The sequence below is a fragment of the Castellaniella defragrans genome (assembly GCF_014203015.1).
Lineage (GTDB): Bacteria > Pseudomonadota > Gammaproteobacteria > Burkholderiales > Burkholderiaceae_B > Castellaniella > Castellaniella defragrans.
In genome coordinates this window covers 114249-130043 of the sequence record NZ_JACHIB010000015.1, presented here as the reverse complement: position 1 = coordinate 130043, position 15795 = coordinate 114249, and the positions used below count along the sequence as shown (strand labels likewise).

17 protein-coding genes and 1 other RNA gene are annotated in these 15795 nt (G+C 67.9%); 9 read left to right on the top strand and 9 right to left on the bottom strand.

The genetic code is table 11. The features are described 5' to 3' along the window. Nucleotides 1-826: 826 nt before the first annotated feature. Together HNR28_RS13295 and HNR28_RS13290 are read right to left on the bottom strand one after the other, a co-directional pair. Complete coding sequence (locus HNR28_RS13295) at nucleotides 827-2263, bottom strand: catalase (RefSeq protein WP_151025155.1); 1437 nt, start codon at nucleotides 2261-2263, stop codon at nucleotides 827-829. Nucleotides 2264-2462: 199 nt separating this feature from the next. Then, the gene (locus HNR28_RS13290; protein ID WP_043687833.1) at nucleotides 2463-2939 is read right to left on the bottom strand and encodes an Lrp/AsnC family transcriptional regulator; all 477 of its coding nucleotides are present in this window, start codon (nucleotides 2937-2939) and stop codon (nucleotides 2463-2465) included. 132 nt (nucleotides 2940-3071) lie between these two features. Between HNR28_RS13290 and hppD the strand changes: the two genes are divergently transcribed. After that, nucleotides 3072-4175 (top strand): 4-hydroxyphenylpyruvate dioxygenase, encoded by a 1104-nt coding sequence (hppD, locus tag HNR28_RS13285; RefSeq protein ID WP_043684710.1) that lies wholly within the window; start codon nucleotides 3072-3074, stop codon nucleotides 4173-4175. Between the two features lie 205 nt (nucleotides 4176-4380). Next, on the top strand, nucleotides 4381-5358 hold the full coding sequence (locus tag HNR28_RS13280; protein WP_151025157.1) for a nucleoside recognition domain-containing protein: 978 nt from the start codon (nucleotides 4381-4383) through the stop codon (nucleotides 5356-5358). Nucleotides 5359-5494: 136 nt separating this feature from the next. On the opposite strand, the gene msrA is transcribed toward HNR28_RS13280, so the two are convergent. Continuing rightward, nucleotides 5495-6040 carry a peptide-methionine (S)-S-oxide reductase MsrA gene (gene msrA, locus HNR28_RS13275; protein WP_151025159.1) on the bottom strand — a complete coding sequence of 182 codons (546 nt, stop codon included), beginning with the start codon at nucleotides 6038-6040 and terminating at the stop codon, nucleotides 5495-5497. 50 nt (nucleotides 6041-6090) lie between these two features. Beyond that, the gene (locus tag HNR28_RS13270) at nucleotides 6091-6483 is read right to left on the bottom strand and encodes a c-type cytochrome (protein ID WP_242404220.1); all 393 of its coding nucleotides are present in this window, start codon (nucleotides 6481-6483) and stop codon (nucleotides 6091-6093) included. A gap of 92 nt (nucleotides 6484-6575) precedes the next feature. Between HNR28_RS13270 and lgt the strand changes: the two genes are divergently transcribed. After that, nucleotides 6576-7376 (top strand): prolipoprotein diacylglyceryl transferase, encoded by an 801-nt coding sequence (gene lgt, locus HNR28_RS13265; protein ID WP_043684721.1) that lies wholly within the window; start codon nucleotides 6576-6578, stop codon nucleotides 7374-7376. Here lgt and HNR28_RS13260 read toward each other — a convergent pair. From HNR28_RS13260 to HNR28_RS13240, 5 genes are all read right to left on the bottom strand, one after another. Continuing rightward, a complete protein-coding gene (locus tag HNR28_RS13260) occupies nucleotides 7333-8052 on the bottom strand; it encodes an SIMPL domain-containing protein (protein WP_043684723.1) in 720 nt (239 codons plus the stop codon). The two genes, lgt and HNR28_RS13260, sit on opposite strands and share 44 nt — an antisense overlap. A 54-nt stretch (nucleotides 8053-8106) precedes the next feature. Beyond that, nucleotides 8107-8286, bottom strand: a non-coding RNA gene (gene ssrS, locus HNR28_RS13255) — 6S RNA. Between the two features lie 39 nt (nucleotides 8287-8325). Next, nucleotides 8326-8628: a cell division protein ZapA gene (locus tag HNR28_RS13250; protein WP_043684726.1), complete on the bottom strand. Its 303-nt coding sequence runs from the start codon at nucleotides 8626-8628 to the stop codon at nucleotides 8326-8328. Nucleotides 8629-8661: 33 nt separating this feature from the next. Then, a complete protein-coding gene (locus tag HNR28_RS13245; RefSeq protein ID WP_043684729.1) occupies nucleotides 8662-9063 on the bottom strand; it encodes a hypothetical protein in 402 nt (133 codons plus the stop codon). Between the two features lie 51 nt (nucleotides 9064-9114). Beyond that, nucleotides 9115-9708: an RNA pyrophosphohydrolase gene (locus HNR28_RS13240; RefSeq protein WP_043684732.1), complete on the bottom strand. Its 594-nt coding sequence runs from the start codon at nucleotides 9706-9708 to the stop codon at nucleotides 9115-9117. A gap of 67 nt (nucleotides 9709-9775) precedes the next feature. Here HNR28_RS13240 and HNR28_RS13235 point away from each other — a divergent pair, with 67 nt between their 5' ends. The 6 genes from HNR28_RS13235 to tolB all read left to right on the top strand — a co-directional run bounded on the left by HNR28_RS13235 (nucleotide 9776) and on the right by tolB (nucleotide 15789). Next, the gene (locus HNR28_RS13235; RefSeq protein WP_043684735.1) at nucleotides 9776-11509 is read left to right on the top strand and encodes a proline--tRNA ligase; all 1734 of its coding nucleotides are present in this window, start codon (nucleotides 9776-9778) and stop codon (nucleotides 11507-11509) included. A 153-nt stretch (nucleotides 11510-11662) separates the two neighbouring features. Continuing rightward, nucleotides 11663-12088: a tol-pal system-associated acyl-CoA thioesterase gene (gene ybgC / locus HNR28_RS13230; RefSeq protein ID WP_151025161.1), complete on the top strand. Its 426-nt coding sequence runs from the start codon at nucleotides 11663-11665 to the stop codon at nucleotides 12086-12088. 2 nt (nucleotides 12089-12090) lie between these two features. Then, the gene (gene tolQ, locus HNR28_RS13225; protein WP_043684741.1) at nucleotides 12091-12765 is read left to right on the top strand and encodes a protein TolQ; all 675 of its coding nucleotides are present in this window, start codon (nucleotides 12091-12093) and stop codon (nucleotides 12763-12765) included. Between the two features lies 1 nt (nucleotide 12766). Continuing rightward, nucleotides 12767-13198: an ExbD/TolR family protein gene (locus tag HNR28_RS13220; protein ID WP_043684744.1), complete on the top strand. Its 432-nt coding sequence runs from the start codon at nucleotides 12767-12769 to the stop codon at nucleotides 13196-13198. Between the two features lie 10 nt (nucleotides 13199-13208). Continuing rightward, complete coding sequence (tolA, locus tag HNR28_RS13215) at nucleotides 13209-14468, top strand: cell envelope integrity protein TolA (RefSeq protein ID WP_184142942.1); 1260 nt, start codon at nucleotides 13209-13211, stop codon at nucleotides 14466-14468. Between the two features lie 13 nt (nucleotides 14469-14481). Further along, nucleotides 14482-15789: a Tol-Pal system beta propeller repeat protein TolB gene (gene tolB / locus HNR28_RS13210; RefSeq protein ID WP_043684747.1), complete on the top strand. Its 1308-nt coding sequence runs from the start codon at nucleotides 14482-14484 to the stop codon at nucleotides 15787-15789. Nucleotides 15790-15795: the final 6 nt, after the last annotated feature.

The following is a 15795-nucleotide window of genomic DNA, read 5'->3' as shown; positions in this document are numbered from 1 at the left end:
TCGAGCCCGAAATTAAAACACATCAGCGTTTCAATGTCAAGCCTGACTGGCCCCGGCTGCGGATCGAAACCCCGCCGGTCTTCGCTGCCGACTGCCGTATTCGGATCGGGCCAAACGCCTGCAAATCCGAACACTTCTGCCTGCGCCCGGTCCCTGCAACGCTTCGGTAAAACCGATTCATCTAGGGGTTAACCCGAGTGCCTGGCGGCGAAGAAACGAGACTATAGCACGCTTTTTTGGAGAAGGGCAAATCGGAGCGGACAAGCGGGCGAAAAATCCGCTTTTCTCTGGGAGGGCCCAGGAGGTTCGGTATGGGGCGGCGCTTCGGTGCGGGGCTGCCGCTTCGGTGCGGGGCTGCCGCTTCGGTGCGGGGCTGCCGCTTCGGTGCGGGGCTGCCGCTTCGGTGTGGGTTGCTGCTTCGGTGCGGGACGCTGCTTCGGTGCGGGGCACCGCCTGGGCAGCTCGGCCGGTGCGCGCCCCCTGCCGGAACAGGCTGCGAACAGTCCCGGCAGGGGGCGCGCACCGGCCCTACGCGAGGAGGGGCGCTGGTTAAAAAAGCGGCGGCTGAAAAAAGCACCGGCTGTAAGGAGGGGCGGCGGCTGTAAAGAGGGGCGGCGGTTTTCTGGGCCGGCGCCCCTCCCCTTTCCTCATTGACTGCTTTGCTGCTCTTCTCAGCTTTGCTGCCTTACAACCTTGCTGTCTTACAACCTTGCTGCTTTGCTGCCTCGCCGTCTTACAGCCTTGCGCCTGCTGCTTTGCGGGGCCTGCTTCCTTGCCGGGCCTCTTTCAGCTTTCCAACTTTCCAACTTTCCAACTTTCCAGCTTTTCAACCTTCCAGCGCCCGGATGGCGGCGGCGACGCCTGCGCCGTAGGCGGGATCGGCCTGGGTGCAGTGCTCGATGTGCAGGGCCTGCACATCGGGGGTGACGCCGGCGATGGCGCGGGCGGTGTTGTCGAACAGGGCCTGCTGCTGTTCGGGCGTCATCAGGCGGAAGAGCGCGCCCGGCTGCGAGAAGTAGTCCGTGTCCTCGCGGTGGTTCCAGTGGTCGGCCGCGCCTTCCAGGCTGAGCGGCGGCTCGCGGTAGTCGGGCTGCTCGGCCCATTCGCCGGCGCGGTTGGGTTCGTTGCCCGTCAGGCCGCCGTGGTTGCCGTCCACCCGCATGGCGCCGTCGCGGTGGTAGCTGTGGAAGGGACAGCGCGGCGCGTTGACCGGGATCTGGTGATGGTTGACCCCCAGGCGGTAGCGCTGAGCGTCGCCATAGGAGAACAGGCGGGCCTGCAGCATGCGGTCCGGCGAAAAGCCGATGCCGGGGACGACGTTGGCCGGGGTGAAGGCGGCCTGCTCGACTTCGGCGAAGAAGTTTTCCGGATTGCGGTTCAGTTCCAGGACGCCGACCTCGATCATGGGATAGTCGCCGTGCGGCCAGACCTTGGTCAGGTCGAAGGGGTTCAGGTGGTAGCTGCCGGCCTCCTTTTCGGGCATGACCTGCACGTACATCGTCCAGCGCGGGAAGTCGCGCCGGGCGATGCTGTCGTACAGGTCGCGCTGCGAGCTTTCGCGGTCGCGGCCGATGAGTTCGGCGGCCTGGGCGTCGGTCAGGTTGCGGATGCCCTGCTGCGACTTGAAGTGGAATTTCACCCAGAAGCGCTCGTTGGCGGCGTTGATGAAGCTGAAGGTATGGCTGCCGAACAGGTGCATGTGGCGGAAGTCGGACGGAATGCCGCGATCGCTCATGACGATGGTGACCTGGTGCAGGGCCTCGGGCAGGCCGGTCCAGAATTCCCAGTTGTTCTGGGCGCTGCGCATGCCGGTGCCCGGGTCGCGCTTGACGGCGTGGTTCAGGTCGGGGAATTTCAGCGGATCGCGGAAGAAGAATACGGGGGTGTTGTTGCCCACCAGGTCCCAGTTGCCCTGTTCGGTGTAGAACTTCATGGCGATGCCGCGGATGTCGCGCTCGGCGTCGGCGGCACCGCGCTCGCCGGCCACCGTGGAGAAGCGGGCGAACATCGGGGTCTGCTTGCCGATCTCGGAGAACAGGGCGGCGCGCGTGTAGCGGGTGATGTCTTGGGTGACGGTGAAGGTGCCGTAGGCGCCCGCGCCCTTGGCGTGCATACGGCGCTCGGGGATCACTTCGCGGTCGAAGTGGGCCAGCTTTTCGAGCAGCCAGACGTCCTGCAGCAGGGCCGGGCCGCGCGGGCCGGCGGTGAGGATATTCTGGTTGTCGACGACGGGGGCACCGGCGGCGGTGGTCAGCTTTTTCATGAACATCTCCTGGGCAAGGGCGCCGCCGAAAGGGCCGCGCCGGGTCGGGGAACCGGGGGAGCCCGCAGCGTCGGGCTCGTCATGAAAGGCAGTCTACCGAGACCGGCAGAATAAATAAAATTGAATATTGCTCTTGGTTTGATAGGGGTCATCTATTGAACAGAAACCGCGGCCGCCCGGCGCCGAGAAGGGAGTCCGCTCAGGTCGGCAGCTCGGTCGTTTCCTTGATGGACTGCAGCGCGAAGCTGCTGCGGATATCGACGACGGCCGGATGCCGCATCAGGGTGTCCATGGCGAACCGGGAAAAGGCCGCCAGGTCGTGGACCTGGACCCGCAGCAGGTAGTCCATGTCGCCCGACATGGCATAGCACTGGACGACTTCCGACCAGCTCTGGACGTCGCGGGCGAAGGCGGACATGGCGCCATGCTCGGCGCGGTGCGACTTGTCCAGCCGGACGAAGACGTAGGCGAGCAGCCCCAGGCCGAGTTTTTCCGGATCCGCCAGGGCGACGTAGCGGCGGATGTAGCCCTGGTCCTCCAGGCGCTTGACGCGCCGCAGGCAGGGGCTGGGCGACAGGGCCACCCGCTGGGCCAGATCCTGATTGCTGATCCGGCCGTCGCGCTGCAGATGGGTCAGGATCAGGCGATCTGTCCTGTCCAGGTCGTCGATAGGCATCATATTGTCTCAACCACGGATTATTGGAAGAATGATTGCGTCATGGTAGGGAATCGTACCGCATGTTTGCAATCTTCCCCTACGCTGTTTTCCCTAGAATTTCAGAAAAGAGCATGTTCACAGGAGACACTCATGACCGAATCCTTCGCCCCCTGGGACAATCCGCTGGGCACCGCGGGCTTTGAATTCGTGGAATACACGGCGGAGGACCCGGCCGCGCTGGGCCGCGTGTTCGAGGCCCTGGGCTTCCGGGCCATCGCCCGGCACCGCAAGAAGGCCGTCACGCTGTACCGCCAGGGCGGGATCAATTTCCTGGTCAACGCGGAGCCCGATTCCTTCGCGCAGCGCTTCGCGCGCCAGCATGGTCCGTCGATCTGCGCCATCGGCCTGCGCGTGCAGGACGCGGCCCGCGCCTACAAGCTGGCCCTGGAGCGCGGCGCCTGGGGCTTCGATTCGCACAGCGGCCCGATGGAACTGAACATTCCCGCCATCAAGGGCATCGGCGATTCGCTCATCTACCTGGTGGACCGCTGGCGCGGCAAGTACGGCCACGGCGGGATCGGCGACATCGGCATCTACGACGTGGATTTCGAGCCGCTGGACCACGCCACCGCGCGGGACGACCTGCGCCACGAGGGCGCGGGCCTGCTCGCCATCGACCACCTGACCCACAACGTGCACCGCGGCCGGATGGGGGAATGGGCCGAATTCTACGAGCGCATCTTCAATTTCCGCGAGATCCGCTATTTCGACATCGAGGGCCAGCTCACCGGGGTGAAGTCCAAGGCCATGACCTCGCCCTGCGGGCTGATCCGCATCCCCATCAACGAGGAAGGCGGCGAGACTCCCGGCCAGATCCAGGAATACCTGGACCAGTACCGGGGCGAAGGCATCCAGCACATCGCCCTGTCCACCGGCGACATCTACCGCACGGTGGAACGGCTGAGCGGCCAGGTGAAGTTCCTGGACACCCCGGACACCTACTACGAGCTGCTGGACGGGCGCCTGCCGGGCCACGGCGAGGACGTGGAGCGCCTGCGCCGCAACCGCATCCTGCTGGACGGCGCCCCGGGCGGCGGCCTGCTGCTGCAGATCTTCACCGCCAACCAGATCGGGCCGATCTTCTTCGAGATCATCCAGCGCAAGGGCAACGAGGGCTTCGGGGAAGGCAATTTCAAGGCGCTGTTCGAGTCCATCGAGCTGGACCAGATCCGCCGCGGCGTATTGCGGGCCTGAGCGATCGGACTCGAATGTTGAATACGGGGCCTGAACCGCGTGGCCTGAGCGACCGGGTCTGATCTGTCCGGCCGGGGCCGCGGATCCGGCTCGCCGCGCGCCTCGGGGCCGAACCGCGGAGGCGCGCCCCGGACATCGGCCACCCCCTACAATGCCGGGATGCGGCCCGCCCGACGGCGCCGCGACCCTGCCCGGAACCGCTCCCATGCTCCACTACCTGAACACCATCCGGCTGCGCAGCACGCGCATGTTCCTGACGATCACGCGCATCATGCTGCCGGTGATGGTGATCGTCTACATCGCCGACCGCCTGGGCCTGGTGCGCCTGGCCGGCGAGGCCCTGACGCCGGCGATGGCGCTGCTGGGACTGCCGCCCGAGGCCGGGATCATCTGGGCCACCACCGCGCTGACCAACATCTACGGCGGCATGGCCTCGATGGCCGCGCTGTCCGAAAGCATGCACATGACGACGGCCCAGGTCAGCGCGCTGGGGGCGATGATGCTGTTCGCCCACAACATCCCGACCGAGCAGTCCGTGGTGCGCCGCGCCGGCGCCAGCGCGCTGGTCACGGGCGCGCTGCGCATCGCCGTCGCGCTCGTCTACGGCGCCGCCGTCAGCTGGATCTGCCGGGCGCTGGACGTGCTGCAGGAGCCGGTGTCCCTGGCCTGGATGCGCCAGGACGCGGGCCTGACCCAGGGGCCGCCGGACTTCTGGCCCTGGGTGCTGTCCACGCTGCAATCGCTGGGGCTGGTGCTGGCCGTCATCGTCGGGCTGGTCGTGCTGCTGGACGTGCTCGAACGCCTGGGGATCACGCGGCTCGTGACCCGGCTGCTGACGCCCGTGCTGCGCCTGTCCGGCCTGGAGGAGCGCGCCGCGCCCCTGACCACGGTGGGCGTGCTGCTGGGGCTGGCCTACGGCGGCGCGCTGATCATCGAGGCCGCCGAGCGCGAGAACTACAGCCCGCGCACGCGGCTGCTGGCGCTGTCGTGGCTGTCGCTGTGCCACGCCCTGATCGAGGACACGCTGCTGATCCTGGCGCTGGGCGCCAATGTCTGGGTGATCCTGGTGCTGCGCGGGCTGGCGACCCTGGGCGTGCTGGCGGCGCTGGCGGCGCTGACGCGGCCGGGCACCGCCTGGGGCCGCAGGCTGGAGTCCTCGGCGCGGCAGGCCCCGGCGCCCTGACCCCGGCTCCGACCGTGACTCCGGCTCCGACCCTGACCCTGGCTCCGGCCCTGGCTCCGACCCTGGATCCCGCCCCGGGCCGGCAGGCCAGGCTCACGCACGGCGACGCCTTGCGCGCGGCCGGGCGCGGCGAACCTCAGCGCAGCAGGTGCGCGTAGCGCTGGCGGAATTTCGCCAGCTTGGGCGCGATGACGAACCGGCAATAGCCCTGGCCGGGATTGCGCCGGTAGTATTCGCGGTGCAGTTCCTCGGCCGGCCAGAAGGGACCCGCCGGTTCGATCCGGGTGACGATCGGCTCGTCGAAGGCCGCCTGCGCCTCGGCGCGCACGGCCTCGGCCAGGGCCCGCTGGGCCTCGTCCTGGTAAAAGACGACCGAGGCGTACTGCGGCCCGACGTCGTTGCCCTGGCGGTCGAGGGTGGTGGGATCGTGTGTGCCGAAGAAGACTTCCAGCAGGGTGCGGTAGCCGACCCGCGCCGGATCGAAGGCGACCTGCACGACCTCGACGTGGCCGGTGTCCTGCTGGCAGACCTGCTCGTAGGTGGGATGGTCCACGTGGCCGCCGCAGTAGCCCGGCTGCACGTCCAGCACGCCGTCCAGGGCGCGGAACACGGGCTCCAGGCACCAGAAGCAGCCGCCGCCGAAGATCGCGGTGTCGACCGCGGCGTTCCCTGGGTTTTCCATGCGATTCTCCTCGTTTCGTGCGTGCGGCGGGCTGGCCAACGGCAGGCCGGTCAATCCGCCGCGGGGGCTTCCCGCAGCGACAGGATCCACAGCGCCAGGCGCTGCGCATCGACGTCGGACAGGCGGGGCTGGGCCGGCATGGGGATCGCGCCCCACTGGCCGCGGCTGCCTTCCCGCATGACGCGTGCCAGATGGCCGGACGCCTCGGGTCGGCCCTGGAAGCGCTCGGCGATGGCGCGGAACGGCGGCCCCACACGGCGGGCGTCCACCTGATGGCAGCCCAGGCACTGGCGCTGGCCGGCCAGCGCCAGGCCGTCGGCCGCCGTGCCGCCGGCCGCCCGGGCGCCCGGGGCGCACAGCGCCAGCATGCCCGCCAGTGCGAGCCCGAGCGCCTTGCCACGCCTTCCGGCCCGTTGCTTCGTCCCGCCATCCACCGGCCGCATTCCCATCATCCTCCGATCGCATCCGTTTCCAGGGGCGCCCGCCGCCTTCGATCACGGTATTATCCATGATTGTTTTCCTTCCGGCCGCTTCCATGCCCTACCCCCACATCGACCCCATCGCCCTGCAGATCGGCCCCGTCTCGATCCATTGGTACGGCCTCATGTACCTGGCCGGATTCGGCCTGGCCTGGCTGCTGGGGCGCTGGCGCATCCAGCACCACCCCAGCCCGGCCGGGCTGACGCTGCGCGACCTGGAGGACATCATCTTCTACGGGGTGCTGGGCGTGGTGTTGGGCGGGCGCCTGGGCTACGTGCTGTTCTACAAGTTCGACGACTACCTGGCGCACCCGCTGTCGGTCTTCGAGGTGTGGCAGGGCGGCATGTCCTTCCACGGCGGCCTGATCGGCGTGACGCTGGCGATGCTGTTCTTCGCCCGCCGGCGCGGCCAGCCGCTGCTGGCGATCGGGGATTTCATCGCTCCGCTGATCCCCCTGGGCCTGGCGGCCGGACGGCTGGGCAACTTCATCAACGGCGAGCTGTGGGGCCGCCCCACGGATCTGCCCTGGGGCATGGTCTTTCCGGGGGCGCGGGACGGCGCGCCGCGCCATCCCTCGCAACTGTACGAAATGGGACTGGAGGGCTTCGCCCTGTTCGCCCTGGTGTGGTGGTTCGCCCGCAAGCCCCGCCCGGCGGGCCAGGTGAGCGCCGTGTTCCTGATGGGCTACGGGCTGTTCCGGTTCCTGGTGGAATTCACCCGCGAGCCGGACGATTTCCTGGGACTGCTGGCGGGCGGATTATCCATGGGCCAGCTGCTGTCGCTGCCCATGATCCTGATCGGGCTGGCCCTGTTCATCTGGGCAGCAGGACGATCGTCCCCCGCACCGACACGCTGACCCGTTCGCGTCCGCCTTCGACCGGCGCGGCGGCCTTGTCGGCGGCCATGGCGCTCATCATCATGCGGGGCATGGGCACGGGCGGCATGGCGCCCGCGCCGCCCAGCTCGACGGTGCGGAAGCGGTAGTCGGCGAAACCCAGGGCCTGGGTGAGCGCCTGGGCGCGGGCCTTGAATGCGTCGACGGCCTGGCCCAGGAGCTTCTGTTCTTCGGCCGCGCGCCGTTCGCGCGAGACCGAGAACGCCAGGCCGGCGATCGGCATGCGGTCGCCCAGGCTGGCGGCCAGCTTCGAGACGGCGGGAAAGTCGCGCGATTCCAGCAGGATTTCGGCCTGGCCCCGCCATTCGGCGATCTTGCCGTCGCGCCCGGTCGTGGGCCAGATCCGGTAGGACCCGCTGCGGGCCTCGATGCCCTGGTGTCCCTTGGCCTGCTTCATGACCGAATCCAGGCGCTGATTGAGGGCTTCGGCGACCTCGGTCTGGGACGCGCCGGCCAGTTCCGCCGACAGGGTGATTTCCACGGTGTCCTGGCCGACTTCGGAGGAGGCCTCGGCCGACAGGGTGGCGCGGGGCTCGGCGGGTTCGGCCTCGCGGGCCAGGACGGGCAGGGCCGCCACCGACCCAGCCAGCAGAAGACTCGCCAGAAGATGCTTGCGATTGAGCACGCCTCGATACATTTATCACTCCAAAAAAGACGAAAGCCCGTCGCGGTTCCACGACGAGCTTTCTGGTAATGCCCCGCCTGTGCCGTCTAGGCCGGCATCCCGGAACCGAGGGTTCACGGTGGTCGCCATCAGTCAGACTTCGGGCCGTCCAGTGAAGGCAGCGCTCCCATCTGTCAATCCAGCAACCTATGCCTATAGCATTGGTTCAAGGAATGTATGGCCAGGTCACGAACACGGCAGGGACTTAAACGACCGGATGACCTGGCGCATCCGGAAAGTGACTGATCAAACGGCGGTGCCCAGTACATCGTCGAGCATGCCGTTCATGGATTCGATTTTACCCTTGAAATCCCCCAAGGCAACATTTCCGAGCGGGCCGTCGGGCGCGCGCAGGCTGAGCAGCTCGTTGGCGATCTGGATGGCGGCCATCACGGCGATGCGCTCGCTGCTGGCGACCCGGCCGGCGCCCTTGATGGCCAGCATGCGCTGGTCGACCAGCCGCACGGCGGCCAGCAGGGCGTCCTTTTCTTCGGGGGGGCAGGCCAGCGAATAATCGCGGCCGAGGATGGCGACGTCGACGCGTTCCATGATTCGCGGCTCCTTGGGGGATGGGGACAGGCCCTAGGCCTGCGCGCCGGGCAGGCGCTCGAGGATGAGTTCGATCTGCTGCTGGGCGCCGGTGGCGGCCTCGCGCAGGCGATCGCGCTCGGATTCGACCTGGACCAGGCGGCGCTGCAGGGAATCGGACCGGATCTGGTGGTCGCGCACCTCGGCTTCCAGAGCCGCGCGATGCTGGCCGGATTCCTCGCGCGCGGCCTGCAGCTCGCGGTCGTGGCGCGCGAGCCGTTCGGACATGCGGGCGAATTCCTCGCCTTCGCGCAGCTGCTGGTCTTTCAGGGCCTGGCATTCCTGTTCGAGCTGCCGCACCCTGGCCTGCAGGGCGGTGCGCTCGGATTGCAGGTTCCGCGTCAGCTGGACGACTTGGCGGATGCGCTGGGACAATGCGTCGAGGTCTTGGAGCATGCGGTCAAACCTTCGGGAGTGCCGGCGCGATGCGCCACGAAAAGGATGGGATCATACCTGTTCAGGCCGTGGAGTTTTCGGGGCCGGCGCATCCGCCGGGCGGTCGGCGGAATCGCCGTGCGAGCCGGCGCCCCGGGGCCCCCGGTGGCGCAGGTAGCGGTTTTCGCGGCCGCGGCGAAACAGCAGGCCCGACAGCTCGTTGAGGGCCAGGGAATAGACCTCGCGCTTGAATTCGATGACGGCGTCCAGCGGCACCCAGTAGGCGTTCCAGCGCCAGGCATCGAATTCGGGCGTGTCGGTGGCGCGCAGGCTGACGTCGCTGTCGCGTCCCACCATGCGCAGCAGGAACCAGATCTGTTTCTGGCCCTTGTAGTGGCCGCGCAGTTCGCGGCGCACGTAATGATCGGGCACGGTATATCGCAACCAGTCCCGGGTCCGTCCCAGAATGCGCACATGTTCGGCGCGCAGGCCGGTCTCCTCGTGGAGTTCGCGGTACATCGCCTGCACGGGGGTCTCGCCGTGCTTGATGCCTCCCTGGGGGAACTGCCACGCGTGTTCCCTGATGCGCTTGCCCCAGAAAACCTCGTTTTTCTGGTTCACGAGAATGATGCCGACATTCGGACGGTAGCCTTCGCGATCCAACATGGGGCCACCTCGGTTGTGAATTCAATACAATTACCGTCGATTATACGTACCAACCGGAATCCCTACCATGCGCGCCAGCCAGTACCACCTGAACACCCTGAAGGAAGCCCCCGCGGAGGCCGAGGTCGTCAGCCACCAGTTGATGACCCGGGCGGGCATGATCCGGAAAATCGCCGGCGGCATCTACACCTACATGCCGATGGGGCTGAAGGTGCTGCGCAAGATCGAGGCCATCGTGCGCGAGGAAATGAACCGCGCCGGCGCCATCGAGCTGCTGATGCCGGTGGTGCAGCCGGCGGAACTGTGGCAGGAATCGGGCCGTTGGGAACAATATGGCGCCGAACTGCTGCGCATCAAGGACCGCCACCAGCGCGACTTCGTGCTGCAGCCGACCTCCGAGGAGGTCATCACCGACATCGCCCGCAACGAGATCCACAGCTGGCGCCAGCTGCCGGTGAACTTCTACCACATCCAGACGAAGTTCCGCGACGAGCGCCGGCCGCGCTTCGGCCTGATGCGCGGGCGCGAATTCACCATGAAGGACGCCTATTCCTTCGACCGCGACGAGGCCTCCGCCCAGGCCAGCTACGACGCCATGTACGCCGCCTACCAGCGCATCTTCACGCGCCTGGGCCTGACGTTCCGCGCCGTGGCGGCCGACACCGGCTCGATCGGCGGCACGCGCAGCCACGAATTCCAGGTGATCGCCGACACGGGCGAGGACCTGATCGTCTACAACCCGGATTCGGACTACGCCGCCAACATCGAGCTGGCCGAGGCGCCCTGCCTGCTGGCCGAGCGCGAGCCGGCGCGCGAGGCCCTGGAAAAGCGCGCCACGCCCGAGGCCCCCAAGTGCGAGATCGTGGCCGAACAGCTGGGCCTGCCCCTGTCGCGCACGGTCAAGTCGGTGGTGCTGGCCACCGATCCCGCCGAAGGCCCCGTCCGCCTGTGGCTGCTGCTGATCCGGGGCGACCACGAAACCAACGAGGTCAAGGTCGGCAAGCTCCCCGGCCTGGGCGACGGCTACCGCCTGGCGACCGAGGCCGAGATCGACTCGGTGTTCCACTGCGCCCCCGGCTACCTGGGCCCCGTCGGGGTGGACCGGCAGGCCGTCACCGTGATCGCCGACCGCACGGTCGCCCACATGGGCGATTTCGTCTGCGGCGCCAACGAGGCCGGCTACCACCTGAGCGGCGTGAACTGGGGCCGCGACCTGCCCGAGCCGGATCTGGTCGCCGACCTGCGCAACGTGGTGGCGGGCGATCCCGACCCGCGCGGCGGCACCCTGGCGATCCAGCGCGGCATCGAGGTCGGCCACGTGTTCTTCCTGGGAGACAAGTATTCGCGCGCCCTGAACGCGACCTTCCTGGAAACGGACGGCAAGCCGGCGGTGCTGCAGATGGGCTGCTACGGGATCGGCGTCAGCCGCATCTCGGCCGCCGCCATCGAGCAGAACCACGACGAGCGCGGCATGATCTGGCCGCGCGCCATCGCGCCGTTCGAGGTCGTGCTGTGCCCCATCGGCATCGGCAAGAGCGTGGCCGTGCGCGAGGCCGCCGAATCCCTGTACCAGGCGCTGCTGGCGCAGGGCGTGGACGTGATCCTGGACGACCGCGACGCCCGGCCGGGCATCATGTTCGCCGACTGGGAGCTGATCGGCGTGCCGCTGCGCGTGACGCTGGGCGAGCGCGGCCTGAAGGACGGCATCGTCGAGATCCAGGCGCGCCGCGACGCGCAGGCGCAGCGCATCGCCCCGGCCGACGCCCTGGCGCACGTCCTGGAGCGGCTAAAATCCCTCTAAACCGAGTCGAGCGAAAAACGGGCGCTGTGGATCGGGATGGAATGCAAGGCGCGAACCTCACCGCTTGCAAGCGGTGAGGTGGACAGGCAACGCAGCAGACCGCCCGAATCCGCAGATGCACGCGGCGCCCGTGTCACAAGGCCTCACTAAAAAATGCCTCCGGATCGAACCAATCCCCCCGGCGAGCTGTCCATTCGCGTATATTACGAAGACACCGACGCCGGTGGCGTCGTGTATTACGCCAACTACCTCAAATTCTTCGAACGCGGTCGCACGGAATGGCTGCGCGCGCTCGGAATGGATCAACACACTCTCGCAACACAGGAACGGATGATGTTTGTGGTCAAGCATGCGGACATTGCCTACCGGCAACCGGCCCGCCTGGATGACCGCATCCTGGTCCGGACCGCCGTGACCGGGCTGGGCGCCTCGACGATCCGGTTCGGCCAGCAGGCCCTGCGCGACGACACCCTGCTCGCCAGCGCGGACATCCAGGTCTGCACGGTGCACGCCCTCAGCTTCAAACCCATCCGTCTCTCCCCCTCCATCAGGGATCTACTGGAAAAGGCCCTTCATTAACCATGCAAGCCTCTAGCGATTTGTCGCTGCTGTCCCTCATCGGCAACGCCAGCCTGCCCGTGCAGATCGTGATGCTGATCCTGCTCGGCGCCTCGGTCCTGTCCTGGACCTACATCTTCAGCAAGCGCGCGGCCCTGCGGCGCGCCCACGAGCAGACGCGCCGCTTCGAGGACGACTTCTGGGCCGGCGGCGACCTGACGGTGCTGCAGCAGGCCATCGCCAGCCGGCGCAACGAGCACGGCGCCCTGGCGCGCATCTTCGACGCCGGCATGACCGAATTCATCAAGGCGCGGCGGTCCTCCAGCCGGGGCGACACCCTGCTGGACGCCCCCCGCCGGGCCATGAAGGCCGCCTTCCAGCGCGAGATGGACAGCCTGGAATCGCACCTGAACTTCCTCGCGTCCACCGGCTCGGTCAGCCCGTACATCGGGCTGCTGGGCACGGTCTGGGGGATCATGCACGCCTTCATGGGCCTGTCCACCATGCAGCAGGCCACCCTGGCCGCCGTGGCGCCGGGGATCGCCGAAGCCCTGATCGCGACCGCCATCGGCCTGTTCGCCGCCATCCCGGCCGTGCTGGCGTACAACCGCTACACCAGCCAGATCGACCGGCTGTCGATCCGCTTCGAGAGCTTCGTCGACGAATTCCTGAACATCCTCCAGCGCCAGGTGCACTGAAATGAGCACATTTGGCAGCCGCCGCTCGCGCCGCATGAAGAACGACATCAACGTCGTGCCCTACATCGACGTCATGCTGGTCCTGCTGGTGATCTTCATGGTCACCGCGCCCATGATCACGCCGGGCCAGATCGAGCTGCCCTCGGTCGGCACGGCCTCCGACGTGCCCGTCCAGCCCATCGAGGTCCAGATCGACGCCCAGGGCGCGCTCGCCCTGCGGGTGCGCGAGGGCGGCGCCTCGTTCCGGCCCATCGACAAGGCCAACCTGCTGGCCGAGATCCGCGCCGTCGCCACCGCCGACACGCCGGTGGTGATTTCCGCCGACGGCAAGGTGCCCTACGAATCCGTCATGCAGGTCATGGACCAGCTGCGCAACGGCGGCATCGGCAAGCTGGGACTGCTGGTCAACCAGAACGCCCCGGCCGCGCGCTGACGCCCGCCCCATGAATCTGTTCGACCGTTTCTTCGACACCGGCTCCGGCGACGGCGATGCGCCCACCGGCGCGCGCGACGACCGGCGCGGCCTGATCGTCTCGCTGGTCGCCCATGGGCTGCTGATCCTGCTGATGGTGGTGGGCTTCTCCACCGCGCCCGACAATCCCGGTCCCGTCCAGGTCGAACTCTGGGCCCAGGGCACGGTGGCCGACGCCGCCGCGCCGCAGGAGCAGCCCGAGGAGCCACAACCCGAGGAACAGCCGCCCGAGCCCCAGCCGCAACCCGAACCGGAGCCCGAACCCGAGCCCCAGCCCGACGACAGCGCGCGCCAGGCGGCCGAGCAGGCCGCTCAGGCCGAGGCCGCGCGGCAGGCGCAGCTGGCGGCCGAGGCCCAGGCGCGCGCCGCCGCGGCCGCCCAGGCGAAGGCCGACGCCGAGATCGCCCTGGCCAAGGAACGCCAGGCGCGCGAGGACCTGGAGCGCCGCCTGGCCGAACAGGCCGCCAAGGAAAAGGCCGAAAAGGAAGCCGCCGAACAGGCGGCCCGCGACAAGGCCGTGCGCGAAAAGGCGGAAAAGGAAAAGGCCGAGAAGGCCGCGGCGGAAAAGGCGGCCGCCGAGAAGGCGGCGGCTGAGAAGGCGGCGGCTGAGAAGGCCGCCCGCGAACAGGCCGCCCGGGACAAGGCCGAGAAGGAAGCCGCCGAGAAGGCCGCGCGCGAAAAAACCGAGAAGGCCGAAAAGGAAAAGGCCGCCAAGGCCGCGGCGGAGAAAGCCGCCGCTGAAAAGGCCGCTGCCGAGAAGGCCGCCGCCGAAAAGGCGGCCGCGGAAAAAGCCGCCGCCGAGAAGGCGGCCAAGGAAAAAGCCGCGAAGGAAAAGGCCGCCAAGGAAGCCGAGGCCAAGCGCCAGGCCCTGCGGGCGGCCATGCGCGGCGACGCCCTGGAAGCCGCCGGCATCGCCAACGGCAATGCCGACCGCAACCAGCGGGGCGGCGGCGGCAACGACGGCTACGCGGCCAAGGTGCGCGCCTGCGTCCAGCCGGGCGTGGTCTACAACGTCCCCCCGCGCAGCGGCTCCGCCAACCCCACGGCCAGCTTCCGCACCCGGCTGGCGTCCAATGGACAAGTCCAGGGCGTCGACCTGACCCGATCCTCGGGCAATCCCCGTTTCGACGATGCCGTCCAGAAGGGGATCCTGGCCTGCTCGCCCTTCCCGAAACCGCCTGGCGGCAAGTATCCGTCGTATATTGACGTGGACTACCGCATGTACGACTAAGGAGATCGTTACCATGACCGTATTCACAGCCTCCGGCTTCATCGGACGCCTCTGGCGCCGCGCCGCATCGGCCGGCCTGGGCCTCGCGCTGGCCGCCGCGGGCGCCTCGGCGGCCCACGCCCAGTTGCGCGTGGACATTTCCGGCGTCGGCGCCACCCAGTACCCGATCGCCATCGCCGATTTCGCGGGCGCGGCCAGCGCCACCTCGGCGCCCGAGGTCATCCGCGCCGACCTGACCCGCTCCGGCCAGTTCCGCCTGATCGGCGCCTCCGGCGCCGGGCTGGACGTCCAGAGCAAGATCGACTACGCCACCTGGCAGGCGCGCGGCGCGGACTACCTGGCCTACGGCACTGTCGCGCAGAATGGCGGCCAGTACACGGTCAGCTACCGGCTGGTGGACAACGTGCGCAAGACCGAGCTGGACCAGGCGTCCTACAGCGGCACCGAAGCCGAGATGCGCCGCATCTCCCACCGCATCGCCGACCGGATCTACGAAAAGATCACCGGGGTGCGCGGCGTTTTCTCCACCCGGATCGCTTACGTGTTGCAAACAAGCAACGGTTATGAGTTACAAATTGCTGACGCCGACGGGCAGAATCCGCAGGTGATGCTGCGCTCGAAGCAGTCCATCATCTCCCCCGCGTGGTCGCCGGACGGCTCGCGGCTGGCCTACGTCAGCTTTGAATCGGGCAAATCCGTGATCTACGTGCAGACGCTGGCGACCGGCCAGCGCCAGCCCATCTCCAATTACAAGGGCAACAACAGCGCGCCCGCCTGGGCGCCCAACGGCCAGCGCATGGCGATCGTGCTCTCAAGAGACGGCATTTCGCAGATTTACACCATCAACACGGATGGATCGGACCTGCGCCGGGTGATGCGCTCGCCGCTCATCGACACCGAGCCGCACTTCACCCCCGACGGCCAGTCCCTGGTATTCACCAGCGACCGGGGCGGCAGCCCGCAGATCTACAAGGTGCCGGCCGGGGGCGGCGACGCCCAGCGACTGACCTTCTCCGGCAGTTACAATATTTCACCTAGGGTATCGCCGGATGGACAACAACTGGTGTACGTTACTCGCAGAAACGGTGCCTTCAGGATTGCAAGCCTCGCCTTGAACTCGGGTTCCGAACAGATTCTGACGGACGGCCCGGACGACCAATCCCCCAGCTACGCGCCCAATGGAATGCAGGTGCTCTACAGCGCCATCCAGAACGGTCGCAGCGTGCTGGCGGTGACCTCGATCGACGGGCGTGTGCGCCAGACCCTGTCGGTGCTCAACGGCAAGGTCCGCGAGCCCGCCTGGGGCCCTTTCACTGACTGATTTTTT